This is a genomic window from Kribbella sp. NPDC050281 (assembly GCF_040655855.1).
In the GTDB taxonomy this organism is placed as follows: Bacteria; Actinomycetota; Actinomycetes; order Propionibacteriales; family Kribbellaceae; genus Kribbella.
Map to the genome: position 1 here is coordinate 41,223 of NZ_JBFAKS010000053.1, position 16,106 is coordinate 57,328.

A 16,106-nucleotide genomic window follows, 5' to 3' on the forward strand; every position below is an offset into this window, starting at 1 on the left:
CCATGCCGGACACCGATCGAAGCGCCGCGAAGCCGCGATGGATCTGGGTCGGCCCGATCACGTTCGCCGGCGTGATGATGATCATTCTCGGCCTCTCGCACGGCTTCCAGGGGTTCGTCGCCCTGTTCAACGAGGGGTACTACGTGGTCGAGAAGAACGGTCTCGCCATCCACATGGGCTACACCGGCTGGGTCTGGACGCACCTGATCGTCGGCACCGTCGTCTTCGTGGCCGGATTCTGTGTCCTCGTGGGTCAGGTGTGGGCCAGGGTCGTCGGCGTGATCCTCGCCGTCCTGAGCATTCTGGTGAACGTGGCGTTCCTCGCCGCGGCTCCGGGCTGGAGCACGATCATGATCGCCGTGGACATCCTGGTGATCTGGGCACTGACCTTCCACGGTCGTGAGGTGCGGCCCGGGCATGGCGCCTGAATGAGTCCTTAGGCCTCCGGGCGTGAGGGCAGCAGTCCTAGCTCCCACGCGCGCCGTACGGCCTCGTTGCGGCGCGATGCGCTCAGCTTGCGAAGAATGCTCCGGACATGGCTGCGCACCGTGTTGACGGAGACGTACATGGTGCTGGCGATCTCTTCGGTGGTCAGCAACTCGGCGAGGTACTCGAGCACCTCGTGCTCCTTGCTGGTCAACGCGGCGGTGACCACCAGTTCGGGCCGGGCCACTGCCCAGCGATCGGCGGTGCGGTCGCGACCGCGAAGACTCGGCGCGCGGAGCCACGGGTGATGTCTCATCAGCTCACCGGACGGCTGCAGCAGCTTGCGCACCGCCGGCGGCGCCTCCGCGAACGGACGGCGGAGCTGCTCCGGTGCGGCCAGTCTGAGGGCCCGCTCCAGGCAGATCCCGCTACGACCGGTGTCTCCGGTTCTGATCGACTCCGCAGCCTGGACCAACCAGCCGTCCACCTGAATGTCGAGTGCGACGACGCGATCCGTGACCGGGAGTGGCTGAGCGGGCGGGCGCTCGCCGGCCTCGGTGGCTGCTCGCTGCAGCACTAGACGCGATCCGATGTGGTCGCGACCCGCGGACTGCTCGATCGCCGTGACGGCCTCTCGTGGCTGGTGTTGTGCCACGAGCATCTTCGCCTCGTCGATGGTCAGCGCCTGGCCGAGCCAGCCACCCTGCACGCCGTAGCTGTGGCGCGCCGCTCGGAGTTCCGCAGCGGCGAGATCGATGTCGCCGCTTGCCCGCAGCAGCCTGGCCCGAACCAAGGCGAGTGCGGCGGCGAGAACTCGCGCGTCGTGGGTGGGCGCGGCCTCGGCAGCGCGCTGCACCATTTCTTCGGCGCTGGGCAGATCGCCCCGGTCGGTGTACACCCAGGCCCCGGCCACGATCGCGGACTGCGACAGTTGCGCCCCCGACTCCGCCAGCGCGGTCGCGTGCGCGACGACCTCCCCGGCGCGCCGCAGATGTCCCCAGGCCGCTTCCACCAGCGCGGCCATGCCGAGGAAGTCGACGAGGGCCTCGTGGGCACCGCTGTCCTCCGCGAGCGCGATGCCTTCGCTGAAGGCCGCGAGGGCAGCCGGGAAGTCTCCGTGCTGGAGCAGCACCCGGCCCTTGCAGTCGGCGATGAGCAGCCTCGCTTCTGGATGCGCGATGGCTGACTCCGGCGATGCCGCTCTCAGCTCCGCCTCCGCGGTCAGGACCGCGACCAGCCCGCCCTCGGGATTCTCGCTGAGGCTCGCACAGACCGCTTGCAGCATGGTGATGGCCAACTCGGCAGCCTGTCGTCGAGCCGACGGTTGCAGGTCCAGCCGGACCGTGGCCTTGCCGAGTTCCGCCGTACAGCGGTCGACATCGAACGCGGCCAGCGCGCGGGCGGCCCTGATGATCGCGGCCTCGGTACCGTCCAGATCGTCGGGAATTCCGGCGAACAACGTTGTCAGTTGCCGACGCCGGCGCCCGACGAGGAGGCCGGCGACGTCGAGATCCTCCACCAGGTACCGGGCTGCGCGCTGCCACTCACCGGCCGCGACGGCATGGTGGATCGCCTCGAGCGGCTGATGGTTCCGGGCGAACCAGGCAGCCGCAGCGCGGTACAGCGCCGGGACGGCGGTAGGCCGCTCGTACAGCAGTTGGGCGCGAAGGAACTCGCGAAACAGCGGCTGGTAGGTGTAGCTGTCCGCTGTCCCCGGAACAGGCCGGATGAACGAGTTGCCGTGGGAGAGGAACTGCAACGACCGTAGGTCACAGGCCTGCCCGGTCAGCGCCTCGGCCAGCGCCGGCCGGACCTCGTCGACGATGCTGGTGGAGAGCAGGAACTTTCGCAGCTCCGGAGGCTGAGCGTCGAGCACCTCGGTCATCAGGTACGCCGCCAGGTTTCCGGAGTCGCCGCGGAACTCCCGGATGACCCGCTCCGCGTCGGCCTTCCCGGCCAGGTTCATGGCCGCGAACATCAGGCCGGCGGGCCAGCCGTCGGTCCGGGCCTGGAGCTCGGCGACCTCCGAGGCAGTCAGTTCGAGCTTGTGCGCGTGCATCAGCGCTGTGGTCTCGTCCGTCGTGAAGGCCAGGTCGGCGGCCCGGATCTCGGCGATGGTGCCCGCCAGCCGGTAGAGGTGCAGGGGGAGAGGCGGGTCGGACCGAGTCACCAGCACGACTCGGACGCGTCCGGCATTGCCGCGGATGAGGCGATGGACGCTCCGTCCGAACTTGGGCGTCACCATGAGGTCGCCGCAGTCCACCACGAGCACCAGTACGTCGTGATCGCGGCCCTGCAGACCCTCGCGCACGGAGTCCACCATGGCCGGGGCATCTTCGCTGCCGGCGTCCAAGGCGATTCGCTTGACGACGGCCGGACCCTGGTAAAGCGTTGCCCACGACTCCAGCAGGATGGTCTTGCCGAAGCCTGCGGGCGCACTGATCAGCGTGAGCGGCAGCTGCACCCCCAGATTCACGCGGTCGACAAGGCGCGGCCGCGGCACTGTCCCCGGTGGGTTCGTCGAGGTCCTGGGTCTCAGTCGGCCATCGAATGGCGCATCCGGTGAAGTGCTGCGTCGGTTGTCCGCCCCTGCGTGCTGATCACTCGGCATGGTCCCCCTCCTGGCGCGTGCGGCATCACTCAACGCTGGGGAGGCGGTGCGCTGCGAGTCGCACCCCTCGACGAAATCACGGAATGCCCTGTAAAACCAGCGTTTCTCGTCCGATTGCCGGACAATTCGACACCTAGTGGTCTCTCCTTGAGACGCGGTGGAAGGTGGCGCTCGGGGCTGAACGAGGCCAGTTCACCCCACAGGGATGAAGCCGCGGTACCCGACCCCTGCGAGCGTCGAACGCACACGTTGGGAACGGAGTGTGGGTTCGATGGTCGACGCGACATACGAGATCCGCGTGGCGGGCGCCGTACCCGAACAGGATCTTCGCGACATGGGCGCGGAGACACTGGCTGTCGACCAGGCCAGCACCGTCGTCTACAGCATCCCCGACCAGTCGGCGCTCTACGGCCTGCTGGCCAGACTTCGGGCCCTGGGCATCGAGGTGGTCGAGGTTCGCCGGATCCTGGACCCGGCGTCGGCATCGACGGAGTGGACCGAGATCGATCCGGGAAGGGGAGACGATGACAGCACCTGAGTTCCGCCCGTCGTACCAAGTCGCCGTTCAGGGGGAGCTGAAGCCGGCCGTTCTCGTCTTCTGCGCGGGCCGGCAGGCTCATCACCAGACTTCCGGGGTCTTTCGGTTGCGGGTTCACGACGAGCAGGGGATCGCCGACCTGGTCGCGATGCTCGAGACCGCGGGCCTGACGATCCTGAGTATCCGTCAGGTCAACCCGCCGGCCGCTGAGAGCGTGTCCGCCTGAGTTCATCCCGCGCGGGTGATGACCCGCCGACAGCCGCGCGACAGTGTGGCGACGAACAATCCGTGTGGAGGGATGCAGAGTCATGCCAGATACAGAGGTTCATGGACCCATCGATTACGTACTCCTCGAGTTCACGGGCAACCGGCTGACCGGTAGAGCGGCCGAGGAACTGGTGAACCTCGTCGAGCGCGGCATCGTCCACGTGTACGACGTCATGCTGGTCGGCAAGGACGCCGACGGCTCCACCTACATGGTTGATCTGGCCGAGTCGTCAGGTCAGGCCGGCAGCTTCGCCGACCTCAGTGGTGTCCGGTCGGGAATCCTCGCCGAAGACGACCTCCTCGAGGTGGCCGGTGCGATGCAGCCCGGCACCCTGGCGGCGCTGATCGTCTACGAGAACACCTGGGCGATCCCGTTCGTCGCGGCGACGCTGGAGTCCGGCGGACAGCTGATCGCCGGCGGGCGTATTCCGGCCGAGGACGTGATGGAAGCGCTCGACGCCCTGGAAGCCCTGGAACCGACGAGTTGAGGAGCCCGACATGCCACTGTTGCGAGGATTAGCCAGGACCGCGGCTGTCGCGGGCACCGCGTCGGTTGTCGCGGGCCGGGTCCGGCACCACCAAGACCAGAAGTTCGCCCAGCAGGACGCCGAGGCGGCACAGGCCGATCCCGCCTACGCCGAACCCGCACCCGCCGCACCCGCGCCGGCCGCACCCGCGCCGGATTCCACGGCCGACCGCTTGGACCAGCTCAAGACCTTGGGCGAGCTGAAGCAGTCGGGTGTTCTCACCGAGGCGGAGTTCGAGGCACAGAAGGCCAAGATCCTCGCCGGCTGAGCCGTTGTCATGACTGAGGAGACGAGGAGCGTTCCGGCGGGGACGGCGGCCAATCCAAGGCTTGCCGTCCTCCTCGCGATGGCGATGTTCGTGCTCGTCGTCGACACCTCGCTGATGAACGTTTCCATCTCCTCGGTGGTCAAGGATCTCGACACGACGGTGAGTGGCGTCCAGTCCGCGATCGCGCTCGAGGCGCTGGTGTCCGCGGCCTTCATCCTGATCGGAAGCAAGGTCGGCGACCTGATCGGGCGCAAGCGCGCCTACCTGCTGGGTCTGCTCGGCTACGCGGTCGGCGCCCTGGCGATGACCTTGGCTCAGAGCCTGACCGCGATCATCGTGTTCTGGGCCGTGGTGGGTGGCCTCGGGGCGTCGCTCCTGCTGCCCGCCATGCAGTCACTGATCCATGGCAACTTCGAAGGCAAGGCGCAGGTGAAGGCCTACGCCATGGTCGGAGCCGCCGCTGCGTTGGCTGCCGCGGTCGGACCGCTGCTCGGAGGCTTCATCACCACGTACCTGTCCTGGCGGATAGCGTTCCTGCTCGAGGTCGTGGTGATCGCAGTCGTGGTCTCAGGCCAACGTCTCGTTCACGACGTGCCGTACACGGGATCGCGGCGAGTGGACGTGGTCGGTGCCATCCTGTCGGTGCTGGGCATGGGCGGCATCGTGCTGGGCATCCTGGTGTGGCAGGAGGGCGGGGAGTTCGTCGGCCTGATCATCGCCATTGGCGCGATCGCTCTCTCGGGGTTCATCTACTGGCTGGTGCGACGCAAGCGACAGGGCAAGCCGACACTCCTGGACCCGGCCCTGTTCAGCTCCGCCGTCTACCGACTCGGCATCTCCGGGCAGATGCTCCAGCAGATCGCTCTGGGCGGCACCATGATCGTGCTGCCGATCTATCTGCAGATGGTCCTCGAGTACAACGCGATGGAGGCGGGACTGTCCCTCGCGCCGCTGTCGCTCAGCATGTTCGGGATGGCGATCCTTGCCGAGAAGAAGGCGGCCGGGCGAAGCCCGACCAGCATCATCAGGTGGGGATACGTGTGCTTGACCGCGGGCCTGCTGATGCTGATCCCGATCGTTCCCCGGGCCGACTCCGGCTGGATCCTCATCGGACCCCTGATCGTCGCCGGCGTGGGCCTGGGTCTGCTGGTGTCGCAGCTCAACAACTACACGCTGGGGCCGATCTCTGAGGAACGGGTCAGCGAGGCCGCCGGCGTCAACTCGGCGGCCGGATCGTTCGGACTTTCCTTCGGGCTGGCCTTCGCCGGTGCCATCATGCTGGCCACGCTGTCCTTCACCTTCACGGCCCTGTCGGACTCGAGCACCGTCCTTCCGCCGGCGGAGAAGGCGCAGGTCGCCCAGGCGCTGGAAACCGATGCCGAGGTGATGAGCAACACCGCGCTCGACGAGCTGCTCGTCAAGCAACCGCAGGACGTTCGGGACGAGATCATCCGCATCAATACCGAAGCACGGCCGATCGCCCTTCAGGTGGCGCTCGGGATTCCGATTCTCGCCGGCCTTGCCGGCCTGGTGGTGTCCTTCCGGATGATCCGGCTGAAGGATCCGCTCAGTCCTCCCGCTGACTGAGATTCCGCTGGACGGCACCGAAGAGTGTGCGAGCGACCAGACCGACGATGATGAGATCACCGATCATCTGCACGGTCACAATCGCGCGGGCCGCCGATGACACGGCCACGATGTCGCCGAAGCCGACGGTCGCGAAGACGGTCACCGTGAAGTAGGCCGAACCGAGCCGGTTCAACGGAGCGTTGAAGTTCGCCGGCTCGGCACGTGCCATCAGGAAGTACGAGGTCGCGAAAACGGCGAGGAACAAGGGCACCGACGTCGCCAGCGCGCCGAGCGCTCTGACGCGCGGGTAGGGCGAGCGGGCGATCTCGCGGACCTGCCATGCGAGCAGGAGTGCCACGACAGCCAGCCCGCCGACCAGGCCTACTACGGCGAGCGAGCCGTCCAGCCGCATGGGTAGGAGGAAATAGCCGGCGACGATGACCAAGGAAACCAGCACGGAACGCAGCAGAGACGCGATGGCGAGGCGGCGGCGGGACCGCGGCGGGAGCTGAGCGTAGTTGACCTCGTTACCTCTCACAGCCTCAGTGAAGCCCGATCCAAGGGCGCCCGGTTCATCCGGCGCGGGTGATGCTGGCCAAGCGATCCCCGTGTTGGCTGGGTCCCTAGCGGATCTGAGTCTGACGCCCTGGCTCGACCATGTCCGGAGGGAACGAGCAGCATGAGTGCACGGACCACGATGGTGAGGGTAGGGCGAGCCGTACCCACAGCGAGATCAGCCCGCGCCAACGGTGGACTGGCACCCGCCGTCCGTCGTCTCGCTCCGTCCGACCATGCCCGCCTGGGACTCGCAGCGCGGGCAGCGCTTCCGCCGCGCGAGCAGGCACAGTTCGTACTGCCCTCGAACCGTCCGGATCCGGTCGCACTGCTCGAGGCGCAGGCCCGGTCCCGCGTCGCCGAACTCGTGCCGGTGCGGCACGGCCGGATGATGGTGTCGCCCTTCACCTTCTTCCGGGGCAACGCCCTCGGGATGGCCGCCGACCTCGGCGCGGCGCCGGTGTCCGGCCTCACCGCACAGCTGTGCGGTGACGCCCACCTGTCGAACTTCGGGGTGTACGGATCTCCCGAACGGCGCCTGCTCTTCGACCTCAACGACTTCGACGAGACCATCGCCGGTCCGTGGGAGTGGGACGTCAAACGTCTCGCCGCGAGCCTGTCAGTGGCCGGCCGGAGCAACGGGTTCTCGCGGAAGGAGCGCCGCAAGTGCGTCCTGGAGACCGTCCGGCGCTATCGCGACGCCAGTGCCGACTTCGCGACCATGCGAAATCTCGACGTCTGGTACGCCCGTGCCGACATCGACGAGGTCGAGGAGGCCCTGCGCAGCAAGATGAGCGCGAGCCGGCGCAGGAATGTCGACCAGACCTTGCTGAAGGCACGCGGCAGCGGGAGCCTCAAGGCCTTCGCCAAGCTCACCGAGATGACCGATGACGGCGTCCGGATCAAGGCCGACCCACCGTTGGTCGTGCCGATCGCCGATCTCCTGCCCGACGCCGGCCGGGAAGAGCTCGAGGCCGGGATCAAGGAGCTGCTGACCCTCTACCGCCGGTCGTTGCCGCCGGAGCAGCGGGACCTGTTCGACCAGTTCGAGTTCGTCGACATGGCCCGCAAAGTGGTTGGGGTGGGCAGCGTCGGCACACGGTGCTGGATCGTGCTGCTGCGCGGTAGAGACGACGGAGATCCACTCCTCCTGCAGGTCAAGGAGGCCGTGCCCTCGGTGCTCAAGACGATGGTGCCCACGGTGCTCAGGCAGCGGTCCGCGCCCCGCAACGAGGGCGAGCGCGTGGTGGTGGGGCAACGGCTCATGCAGGCAGCCAGTGACATCTTCCTCGGCTGGCAGCGGGTCGATGGCATCGACGGACAGACCCGCGACTTCTACGTCCGGCAGTTGCGGGACATGAAGGGTTCGGCCGTGGTGGAGAAGATGGATCCGCGCGGCATGACGATGTACGGCCAGCTGTGCGGCTGGACGCTGGCCAGGGCCCATGCGCGATCCGGTGACCGGATCGCGCTGGCGACGTACCTGAACAGCGACGACGCCTTCCCCGAGGCGATGGTCGAGTACGCCGAGGCGTACGCCGACCAGAACGAGCGTGACTACCAGGTGTTCATGGACGCCATCAAGAGCGGCCGCCTGCAGGCGGAGAGCGGCCTGTAGGCCGGGAGGTCTGGAGATGGATCGGGAGCTGTTCACGTCGAGCTGGAAGATCATGGTGGCCCGCGGAGTCGTCGGGATCGTGTTCGGGATCCTGGTGATCGTCTGGCCGATCGAGACCGGTCTCGCGCTGATGGTGCTGTTCGGATTCTGGGCGTTGCTGGAAGGCATCAGCTTGCTGGTGCAGGCGTTTCGGCCCAGCACGGAGGGGAGTCGGCTGGGGCGTGCGCTGCTGGCTGTGATCGCGCTGGTCGTGGCGTTCTTCGCGATCTTCAGTCCGGGCGTGACGGCGCAGACACTGACCTGGATCTTCGGCATCTGGCTGATCGTCCGTGGGCTGTTCGAGGTCTTCACCGCGTTCAGCAGTTACCGGCTCACACCCCGCTGGTTACTCCTCGTAGGTGGCGCGCTGTCGATCCTCCTGGGCGTGTTCTTCGTCGCCAACCCCGGCCGTGGTGCCGTCGGAGTCGCGATCTGGCTCGGTCTGATCGCGCTGTGCTGGGGCCTGGTCTTCGTCGTGGCCGGCTTCATGCTCCGCCGCGAACACTCCTCACCCGCCCCCGCCAACCCAGCACCCGCCTGAGTCGGCGGCACTGGTCAGCGGACGTCGACGTACGAGATCTCGATGGCGTTGTTGCCGTAGCCGATCCGGTTCCACGGCGGTACGTCGGGCTGGACGTTGCCGGCCGCGTCCGTGGCGCGCGCCCGCAGGCTGTGCCGGCCGCGCGTCGCCTCCCACAAGTAGCTCCAGTCCTGCCACTCGTACGGCGTCCGCGGCGGCTCGACCACCGCGGGGCTCCATTCGCTCTCACCGGTGAAGCTCAGCCCGACCTCGGTGATCGCGCCGTCTCCGGACCACGCCTTGCCGCGGATCGTGTACGTGCCGGCGGGGATGGTGGAGCTCGGCGCTGGGTCCGTGATCCGGGCCCGCACCCGCATGTGGGTGACCGGCTCGAACGGCCGGTCCGGCCACTGGTAGATGTAGTGGCCGGTCTGGAACTCGCCCACGAACGGCTCGGTGAGTACGTCGAGCCGGGTCAGCCACTTCACCGACGCGACCGCGTACCAGTGCGGCACGACCAGCCGGAACGGCGCGCCGTGGTCGGGCCGCAGCGGTTCGCCGTTCATCTCGTAGGCGATGAGGATCTCGGCGGCCGGACCTGCGGCGTACTCCAGCGGCAGCGAGCGGACGAAGGCCAGGTCGTCGACGTCGTCGAGGACCGAGCTGAGGTGGTACTTGCCGTGGTCGGCACCTTCACAGCGGAGCTCGACGCCGTCCGCGCCGGGGCGCGCCTGTGCCAGCACGTCGGCGAGTCTGGCCCCCTTCCAGTAGGCCGTCGATACCGCGTAGCCGCCCCACGGTTCGCCGGTCGGCAACGGCTTGGTGTCGAGGCGGCCGTTGCCGGCGCACTCGAGGGTGACGGCGTGTTCCGCGGCCGGCAACGCCCGCAAGTCGTCGAGCGTGAGCGAGAGGGGAGCGGCGACCGCGCCGCCCACGTGCAGGGCTCCGTCGTGCTCCGGCAGCGCGAAGTTGCTGCGGACATAGTGCTCATCGGTCGAGGTGATGTGATCGCGGAGGGCCGCGTGCGGCGCCTCGGCGTTGAACGGCTCCTCCTTGATCATGGCCAGGGCGGCCCGGTTCGCGGCGATCGCATCGGTAATGGTGACGGACATGGCAAGCGCTCCTCGGTGCTGGCGGATCAGTAGTCGGGGTCCTGGAAGTGCGGGTCCCGGTTGTCGTTGAAGGCGCCGATTCCCTCGATCCGGTCCGGGTGCACCGCGGAGCGCCAGTGCGCCTCCATCATGATCGAGATCGCCTGCTCGACGGGCTGGCCGGCGCCCAGCTGGACCGCCCGCTTGACCGCTTGTACGGCGGTCGGCGAATTGCTCGCGATCTTCGCGGCGACGCGGTGGGCCGCCGGCATCAGCTCGTCGGTGGGATGGAGCTCGTTGACCATGCCCAGCCGGTACGCCTCCTGGGCGGTGATCGGGTCACCGGTCATCAGCATCTGCAGGGCCTTGCCGGGCGGCAGGACCCGGGGCAGCAGGACCGGTGAGCCGCCGCCGGCCGCGAGCCCGATCATCGCCTCGGGCTGACCGAAGGTGGCGCTGTCGGAGGCGAGGATGAAGTCGGTGCTCTGCGCGATCTCGGAACCGCCGCCGTAGGCGATCCCGTTGACCGCGGCGAAGATCGGCTTGCGGAGCTGACGCAGGGTGTACAACGTACGGTCGAAGTCCTGCCGCTGGCGCAACCACTGCTGCTTGGTCATGCTCTTGCGCTGGCGCAGGTCGCTGCCGACCGAGAAGGCGCGGGTGCCGGCGCCGGTGATGATCGCGACGCGGATCGCCGGCTCCACCGCGATGGTCTCCAGAACCTCGGTGAGCCGGGCGCCCATCTCCGTGGTGATCGCGTTGTCGGCCTGTGGCCGGTTCAGGGTGATGACCGCGACGGTGCCCGCGGACGTGTAGTCGAGCAGCACCGACTCGGCCGGGTCGGCGTCATCCGGTGCGGGTGGACCGAAGTCCAGGTCTTTCCAGCGGTCGGTTCCGGTGGCTTGAGTCATCGGCTCTCCTCGGTCAGGTCGGCCAGCCAGCGCAGCCCGCGGAGGCCAGGGGCGAAGCAGTACTCACCGCCGCGGGTGACCACGAACGGCGGAATCTCCTGCAGGCGGCGGCGGATCGGATGCCGCGGAACGGTGAAGGTTCCGCTTCCGTCCTGGGGACCCACGAGAGGGTCGCTTTCCTGCGGGGCGCCGATGAAGATGCCGTCGTTGAGCCACTGCGTCTTGACGAACTCGAACTGCCGCCCCGGGTGCGCACCGGCGAAGACGAAGATGATGCCCCGGTCCGCCCCGTCGTCGTCGAGGACTCCGTCGGGCAGCGCCGTACCGTAGCTGGTGCCGCGGCGGATCATCCGATGCAGCCGTACGTCGACGGTCTGTTCGTCCTCCAGGGAGTCGCGGGGATTGGCACGCCGGGCGTGCGCCCCGGCCGGGCACTTGAACCCGCGCGGATCGTCGCGATAGGCGAAGTCGTTCCTGCGCTTCGGGTCCGCACCAAGCTCCGGTTCGTCATTGTCCGGGGAGAGCGCGAGCGGCGCGCCGGACTGCCAGCGGCCGACCATCTTCGCCCCGAGCAGCGCCTCTTCCCTCCGGTTCGCGGCATGCTCGCGCAAGTAGCGGCGGTACGCGGCGACTCGGGTGTGCAACTTGCGGAACACCACGTAGGTGCCGTTGCGGCCGAGCACGTCCGGTGTCGGCATCGGCGGCAGCGCCCCGGTCTCGTCCGGGTAGCCGAGGACGAACTCACCCGCCTTGATCGGCGGCTCGCCCGGATTCGTCGACGGTGTTCCGACGCCCTCCACGGCCGGCTGGCCGATCCCGTCCCGGAAACCGAACGACGTACGGCCGGAGGCGAGCTGGTGGCAGTCCTGTCGCCAGATCACGTCGATCCCGGGGAACTCGTCCTGGGCGCGGCGCGCCCGCTCCACCAGCTCGTCGAGACTCGCTTGGTCCGGGGCGAGAGTGGCGAGGGCGATGTGCACGTCAGGGCTGCCCAGTGGTTCTTCCCAGCGGTCGGGGCTGCTCTGACCGACGTCGCCAAGCTCGGCCGCGCGGGCCGCCATACCCTGCCGGAACTCGGGGGCGAAGCTGTCGAGCGACTCCTGCGGTACGCCGAGTGCCTTCAACCCCTGGTAGGTGAAGGCGACCGTCATCCACGCGGACGGGGTACGGTCCAGGACGGACCGGGCCGATGACAGCAGCGGGATCAGCCGGCGGATCAGGTGACGGCCGTCGTCCGGGTCGTTCACCCGCAGCAGGACGTACGTGCCGACGTACGGCGACGGCCGCTCGTGCAATGCGCCGGCTTGGATGTCGTCGAGGTCGAGTACGTCGGTCATGGCCGCCTACACGTGTTCGGGTGGCTGCGGGGGCGCGGGATTCGCGGGGGAGAGGTACGGGAAGAGGCTTGACGCCGGCCGCGACGACCGATCGATGCCGTCCCGGATCACAGGCCCGTTGCCGGCGTTGACGAGCAGGGTGAAGAAGGTGTCCATCACGTCGTCGTTGAGCGCTCGCCCGCCGCAGGTCCGGTGCTCACGCCCCGCCAGGGCGGCCTGCTCGATCTCCAAGAACGACCCGTGCTCCTGATAAGGCTTGCCGATGTCGATCGCGAGCTGGTCGGCCAGCACCAGCTTGGTCAGTGGATGGTCGCCTTGTTCGTCGGCCGGCCAGTCGACGGTGCCGTCCAGACCGTCCCAGAAGGCTAGGTTGGCGTTCAGCCGCGCCCGGTACGCGCCGAGATAGCCGTCGGCCAGGTGGAAGCCGTCTTCCATGTTGTAGAGGTCGCGGATCTCCAGGTCCCGGTTGACCGGGTCGAACTGCTTCGGTCCCAGCAGCAGGTTCTTGACCTCGGGCCGGCCGGTCCGCTCGATCCGGATGGTGAGCCGGCCCCGGGTCAGGGTCTCCGCGACTACACCGACCAGGCCGTCCGTCCGGCCGAGCAGCTGCGCGCAGTCGAGTTCGACGACGATGCTCAGCACGTTCTTGCCGTCCAGGAAGATCGCCGACGGGTCGGTGAACGCGAGCTCGCCGGTTGCGATCGTCTTCAGCGCCGCCGGGGCGTCGAGGATGAACGGATCCCAGCGGGGGCCGGCGAACGCCCGTACCCCCGCGCCCTTGCCCCCCTCGGGGTCGCCGACTCCGAAGGTGACCTCGTCGCCGGCCGGTGTGCGGCAGACACCGGACTGCGGGCCCGCCTCGGGGGACTGGTCGGAGAAGACGCAGTCGAAGACCAGTTCCTCGGTGCCCACGGCGAACGGCGCCGATCCGGGCGGTCCGCCGGCCGGCGTGAGCGGCCGAAGCCGGAGCCGGTAGATCAGCCCGTCCGAGAAACGGCCGTCGGGCGGTGCGAACGGCAGGGTGTTGAGAACCAGGACCAGGTTGCCCGGTGTCTCCGGGCTGGGGAACGCGAAGACGTCGGTGATATCGGCGATGGGCTCGGCCAGCGCACGCGGGCCCGAGATGTGGTCAGACATGCGAGTCTCCTCGACGGTCCACGCTCAGTCCGCCGCCTCGGCGAGCAACGGGGCCAGGGCCGGTGCCTGGAGCAGCTCGGCCGCCTCCGGGTCGTCCAGGACCTCCTGGAACGCCTTGTTCACGCGCTCGGCCTTGCGGATCTCCTTGACCGTTCCGCCGTAGTTGCGTGCGTAGGCGCCAGCGGTGAGCTGCGCCGACATGATGAAGTCCTTGACCGCCTCCAGGTCGGGCAGACCGTCGTACCCCTCCACATGCCGGAAGATGGCGTCGAACAGCTTCAGCGGTTTGGACGCGAAGTCCAGCATGTAGGCGTCCCACGAGCCGTCGAAGCTGGTGGCGAACAGCAGCCGGGTGTCGTTGTCGAACGGCACGAAACGCGCCTCGTGGATGGTCGCGATCGGCAGGTCGTAGTCGCCGGGCCGGTAGCCGGGGGATTCCTGCAGTGCCCGCAAGGTCTCGCGCAGTGCCTCACCGTGTCCGGGTTTCACGTGGAAGAACAGACTGAACTCACTCGTGGGTCCGACCCGAAGGCCCGGCCGGGACGGTGCTTCGGCTGTCATCGGTGATCACCCTCCTGACGGGAACTGGCCGGCTCAGTCTTGGCCAAGCCGGGCTCGCAAACCTCATCCACGGCGAGTGATTGGCCCGGTGGCGTGGCGAGAACGGGTCTGGGTGTGCGCAAGGGGCCGCGTTGGGCGCATACTGGGCTTGTGGAGCCCTCCCGCGCGACGACGCGTCGTCACTTGTCCACGAGTCCCTTCAAGCCGAAGGTGCCCGAACCGATCAAGACCTTCGAGGTTGGTGATCGGGTGTCCCACGACAAGGAAGGCCTGGGCCGGATCAGTTCGGTCGAAGGGACCTACGCGGTGGTGGTCGACCTGGGCGGCGGCAAACTGCTGCGCGTCACGTCACCATTCGCCAAGCTGCACACGCTCTGAAGGCTGTCAGAGCAGCTTGAGTAGGCGTTGATCGCTGCCTGGGCGGGGGACCAGGATGGTGAGTTGCAGGTCGGGTGCTGACGACGGTCGCAGTACCGCCTCGTCGACCTCGATCGGCCCGGGAGCCTGACTGGGTTCAGTACGGCTCCGGCTCCGAGTTCGGGCTCACCTTGAGCACCTCGCTGATCGATTCGTGCAGGGTTCGCGGCAGGTCAGCAGGGCCTTCCGCGTAGACGGCCAGCTCGTCGTCGCCCAGTGGAATGGGTTCCTCGTCGCCCAACGACCCAGCCGCGGCGGTGACCGCCGCGGCGAGGGCGTCAAGGTCGAAGTCGGCCGGGACGGTGATGAGCCAACGCACATGGTCTCCAGGGCTAGCGCTTCAGCGCACTGTATGACGCCGCAGCATTCACAATGCCACGCCCGTATCCCGGATCCCAGTCTGTCCCTGAGACGTTGTGGAGTCCCGCGAGCATCGCGTCACGGAGCTGGTCCGGGGTCATCGAAGGATCCGCCGACAGAAGCATGGCGGCAACCCCGGCCGCGACCGGGGTCGCCGCGGAGGTGCCGTTGTCGAACGGGCTGTCCGCCTCGCCACCCGGGCGGCCCGGTCCGAAGTTGCCGAAGAAATGCGAGTACGCGGCGAGATCCGGCTTCTCAGGATGGAACATGCCCGGGCCCTGGGAGGAGTAGCCGATGCGTTCGTGCCGCGTGTTGACTGCTGCGACGGTGATGACTTCCTGGATGCTGTTCGCGGCGTGGATCGACCTGCCTGGGCCGATACCCGATGGTTGGCAGTTGCCGCTCGGGCAGTTCTGGCCGCAGTTGCCGGCGGCGAACAAGCAGACCGCGCCGGAGGCAACGACCTCGCGTACCTTTCGGGTGAACGGGTGGTTGATGTCGTGGACTTCGTGTTCGGGGAAGCTCGCTATGGGTGGCACGCCGGTGAAGCCGTAGCTGTTGGACGTCAGGTGGGGTGTTCCGTCGATGCGGCGGTGGTCGAGGATCGCCTGGAACATGGCGAGCGCGCCGCCTGAGTTCGCGATGCCCAGGAACGGGTAGTCGTAGAGGCGGGCACTAGGTGCCGCGATGAGGATGTCGGCGGCACACATTGATCCGTGGCTGGTGATCGGTGCGGCGCCGGGCTGCTGCGCGCCGGGACGAGCGAACCCGTCGACGACCGGGTACTGGATGCCGTTGACGCCCTCGTCGACGATCGCGACCGCGATGTTCTGGCCGCGGAACCCGTCGTCCCAGGCGCGCCTGACGCCCAGCATCGTCCTGACCACGTCGAGACTGACGGCCTGCCGGAACGGGCGGCAGTCCAAGCCGGCACGGGACCGGGCAAGGTCGAGGACCTCGTCGTTCTGGAAGAGTGTCAGCGCAGAGTTCGCCCAGACGGTGACGCCTTCGCGGGCTCGCAAGTCGTCCAGCCTGGCCGGGTCGACCTCGGCGGCAACGACGACCGAGGCAGCAGGCAGGTCCGGATTCGTGGATGATGCGGCGAACCCGGAGAAGGCGTCCAGCGCAGTCGGCCCGAGCCCGGAGCCTGGTGCCGGGCCGCTGAACATGGGGATCGACAGGAACGGCTCGTCGAGCTCCACGCCCATTCCCGCGACTCGATCCATCGACGACGTCATCGTCGGATGCACCGCAAAGGCTGAATCGGCTGATTCCTGGAAGGACTCGAAGCCTCCCGGGACGTCCTGGCCGGCCACCTCCAACAGAACCTTGACTTTCGCCATCGTCTGCCACC

Annotated in this window: 18 protein-coding genes; 9 read left to right on the plus strand and 9 right to left on the minus strand. The window is 68.1% G+C overall.

Going from position 1 to position 16,106, the window contains the following annotated elements; genetic code table 11:
• Positions 1 to 2 precede the first annotated feature (2 nt).
• A complete protein-coding gene (locus AB0I34_RS39065) occupies positions 3 to 428 on the plus strand; it encodes a hypothetical protein (RefSeq protein WP_360455929.1) in 426 nt (141 codons plus the stop codon).
• Between the two features lie 8 nt (positions 429 to 436).
• Here AB0I34_RS39065 and AB0I34_RS39070 read toward each other — a convergent pair whose 3' ends face one another.
• Positions 437 to 2,902 carry a LuxR C-terminal-related transcriptional regulator gene (locus AB0I34_RS39070; protein WP_360455932.1) on the minus strand — a complete coding sequence of 822 codons (2,466 nt, stop codon included), beginning with the start codon at positions 2,900 to 2,902 and terminating at the stop codon, positions 437 to 439.
• Positions 2,903 to 3,308: 406 nt separating this feature from the next.
• Between AB0I34_RS39070 and AB0I34_RS39075 the strand changes: the two genes are divergently transcribed.
• The 5 genes from AB0I34_RS39075 (at position 3,309) to AB0I34_RS39095 (ending at position 6,224) form a co-directional block, all read left to right on the plus strand.
• Positions 3,309 to 3,575 carry a hypothetical protein gene (locus AB0I34_RS39075; protein ID WP_360455935.1) on the plus strand — a complete coding sequence of 89 codons (267 nt, stop codon included), beginning with the start codon at positions 3,309 to 3,311 and terminating at the stop codon, positions 3,573 to 3,575.
• Positions 3,562 to 3,801 carry a hypothetical protein gene (locus tag AB0I34_RS39080; protein ID WP_360455938.1) on the plus strand — a complete coding sequence of 80 codons (240 nt, stop codon included), beginning with the start codon at positions 3,562 to 3,564 and terminating at the stop codon, positions 3,799 to 3,801. The genes AB0I34_RS39075 and AB0I34_RS39080 overlap by 14 nt, the downstream gene beginning before the upstream one ends.
• An 82-nt stretch (positions 3,802 to 3,883) precedes the next feature.
• The gene (locus AB0I34_RS39085) at positions 3,884 to 4,330 is read left to right on the plus strand and encodes a DUF6325 family protein (RefSeq protein ID WP_360455941.1); all 447 of its coding nucleotides are present in this window, start codon (positions 3,884 to 3,886) and stop codon (positions 4,328 to 4,330) included.
• 10 nt (positions 4,331 to 4,340) lie between these two features.
• Entirely contained in the window at positions 4,341 to 4,637 is a 297-nt protein-coding gene (locus tag AB0I34_RS39090) for an SHOCT domain-containing protein (RefSeq protein ID WP_360455944.1), read from the plus strand.
• Between the two features lie 9 nt (positions 4,638 to 4,646).
• A complete protein-coding gene (locus AB0I34_RS39095) occupies positions 4,647 to 6,224 on the plus strand; it encodes an MFS transporter (protein WP_360455947.1) in 1,578 nt (525 codons plus the stop codon).
• Here AB0I34_RS39095 and AB0I34_RS39100 read toward each other — a convergent pair.
• Positions 6,205 to 6,744, minus strand: a complete 540-nt coding sequence (locus AB0I34_RS39100) for an ion channel (RefSeq protein WP_360455950.1) — start codon at positions 6,742 to 6,744, stop codon at positions 6,205 to 6,207. The two genes, AB0I34_RS39095 and AB0I34_RS39100, sit on opposite strands and share 20 nt — an antisense overlap.
• 141 nt (positions 6,745 to 6,885) lie before the next feature.
• Here AB0I34_RS39100 and AB0I34_RS39105 point away from each other — a divergent pair, with 141 nt between their 5' ends.
• Positions 6,886 to 8,379: a DUF2252 domain-containing protein gene (locus AB0I34_RS39105; RefSeq protein WP_360455953.1), complete on the plus strand. Its 1,494-nt coding sequence runs from the start codon at positions 6,886 to 6,888 to the stop codon at positions 8,377 to 8,379.
• Between the two features lie 16 nt (positions 8,380 to 8,395).
• Positions 8,396 to 8,959 carry an HdeD family acid-resistance protein gene (locus AB0I34_RS39110; RefSeq protein WP_360455956.1) on the plus strand — a complete coding sequence of 188 codons (564 nt, stop codon included), beginning with the start codon at positions 8,396 to 8,398 and terminating at the stop codon, positions 8,957 to 8,959.
• A gap of 14 nt (positions 8,960 to 8,973) precedes the next feature.
• Here AB0I34_RS39110 and AB0I34_RS39115 read toward each other — a convergent pair whose 3' ends face one another.
• The 5 genes from AB0I34_RS39115 to AB0I34_RS39135 are packed head-to-tail and all read right to left on the minus strand — an operon-like array spanning position 8,974 to position 13,975.
• The gene (locus tag AB0I34_RS39115) at positions 8,974 to 10,050 is read right to left on the minus strand and encodes a sulfite oxidase (RefSeq protein WP_360455959.1); all 1,077 of its coding nucleotides are present in this window, start codon (positions 10,048 to 10,050) and stop codon (positions 8,974 to 8,976) included.
• 26 nt (positions 10,051 to 10,076) lie between these two features.
• A complete protein-coding gene (locus tag AB0I34_RS39120; RefSeq protein WP_360455962.1) occupies positions 10,077 to 10,940 on the minus strand; it encodes an enoyl-CoA hydratase-related protein in 864 nt (287 codons plus the stop codon).
• The gene (locus AB0I34_RS39125) at positions 10,937 to 12,277 is read right to left on the minus strand and encodes a Dyp-type peroxidase (RefSeq protein ID WP_360455965.1); all 1,341 of its coding nucleotides are present in this window, start codon (positions 12,275 to 12,277) and stop codon (positions 10,937 to 10,939) included. Before AB0I34_RS39125 ends, AB0I34_RS39120 begins: the two co-directional genes overlap by 4 nt.
• Positions 12,278 to 12,283: 6 nt before the next feature.
• The gene (locus AB0I34_RS39130) at positions 12,284 to 13,414 is read right to left on the minus strand and encodes a DUF4331 family protein (protein ID WP_360455968.1); all 1,131 of its coding nucleotides are present in this window, start codon (positions 13,412 to 13,414) and stop codon (positions 12,284 to 12,286) included.
• A gap of 24 nt (positions 13,415 to 13,438) precedes the next feature.
• Positions 13,439 to 13,975 (minus strand): hypothetical protein, encoded by a 537-nt coding sequence (locus AB0I34_RS39135; protein WP_360455971.1) that lies wholly within the window; start codon positions 13,973 to 13,975, stop codon positions 13,439 to 13,441.
• Between the two features lie 150 nt (positions 13,976 to 14,125).
• Here AB0I34_RS39135 and AB0I34_RS39140 point away from each other — a divergent pair, with 150 nt between their 5' ends.
• Entirely contained in the window at positions 14,126 to 14,353 is a 228-nt protein-coding gene (locus tag AB0I34_RS39140) for a hypothetical protein (protein WP_360455974.1), read from the plus strand.
• Positions 14,354 to 14,489: 136 nt separating this feature from the next.
• On the opposite strand, the gene AB0I34_RS39145 is transcribed toward AB0I34_RS39140, so the two are convergent.
• Together AB0I34_RS39145 and AB0I34_RS39150 are read right to left on the minus strand one after the other, a co-directional pair.
• Positions 14,490 to 14,711, minus strand: coding sequence for a hypothetical protein (locus tag AB0I34_RS39145; RefSeq protein ID WP_360455977.1), 222 nt, complete (start codon positions 14,709 to 14,711; stop codon positions 14,490 to 14,492).
• A 13-nt stretch (positions 14,712 to 14,724) separates the two neighbouring features.
• A partial coding sequence (locus AB0I34_RS39150) for a S8 family serine peptidase (protein WP_360455980.1) occupies positions 14,725 to 16,106 on the minus strand: 1,382 nt, incomplete at its 5' end.

Bases quoted from the DNA above. Each gene is read 5' to 3' on its own strand.
- AB0I34_RS39065 (WP_360455929.1), top strand. From the start codon at position 3: ATGCCGGACACCGATCGAAGCGCCGCGAAGCCGCGATGGATCTGGGTC.
- AB0I34_RS39075 (WP_360455935.1), top strand. From the start codon at position 3,309: ATGGTCGACGCGACATACGAGATCCGCGTGGCGGGCGCCGTACCCGAA.
- AB0I34_RS39080 (WP_360455938.1), top strand. From the start codon at position 3,562: ATGACAGCACCTGAGTTCCGCCCGTCGTACCAAGTCGCCGTTCAGGGG.
- AB0I34_RS39085 (WP_360455941.1), top strand. From the start codon at position 3,884: ATGCCAGATACAGAGGTTCATGGACCCATCGATTACGTACTCCTCGAG.
- AB0I34_RS39090 (WP_360455944.1), top strand. From the start codon at position 4,341: ATGCCACTGTTGCGAGGATTAGCCAGGACCGCGGCTGTCGCGGGCACC.
- AB0I34_RS39095 (WP_360455947.1), top strand. From the start codon at position 4,647: ATGACTGAGGAGACGAGGAGCGTTCCGGCGGGGACGGCGGCCAATCCA.
- AB0I34_RS39105 (WP_360455953.1), top strand. From the start codon at position 6,886: ATGAGTGCACGGACCACGATGGTGAGGGTAGGGCGAGCCGTACCCACA.
- AB0I34_RS39110 (WP_360455956.1), top strand. From the start codon at position 8,396: ATGGATCGGGAGCTGTTCACGTCGAGCTGGAAGATCATGGTGGCCCGC.
- AB0I34_RS39115 (WP_360455959.1), bottom strand. From the start codon at position 10,050: ATGTCCGTCACCATTACCGATGCGATCGCCGCGAACCGGGCCGCCCTG.
- AB0I34_RS39120 (WP_360455962.1), bottom strand. From the start codon at position 10,940: ATGACTCAAGCCACCGGAACCGACCGCTGGAAAGACCTGGACTTCGGT.
- AB0I34_RS39125 (WP_360455965.1), bottom strand. From the start codon at position 12,277: ATGACCGACGTACTCGACCTCGACGACATCCAAGCCGGCGCATTGCAC.
- AB0I34_RS39130 (WP_360455968.1), bottom strand. From the start codon at position 13,414: ATGTCTGACCACATCTCGGGCCCGCGTGCGCTGGCCGAGCCCATCGCC.
- AB0I34_RS39135 (WP_360455971.1), bottom strand. From the start codon at position 13,975: ATGACAGCCGAAGCACCGTCCCGGCCGGGCCTTCGGGTCGGACCCACG.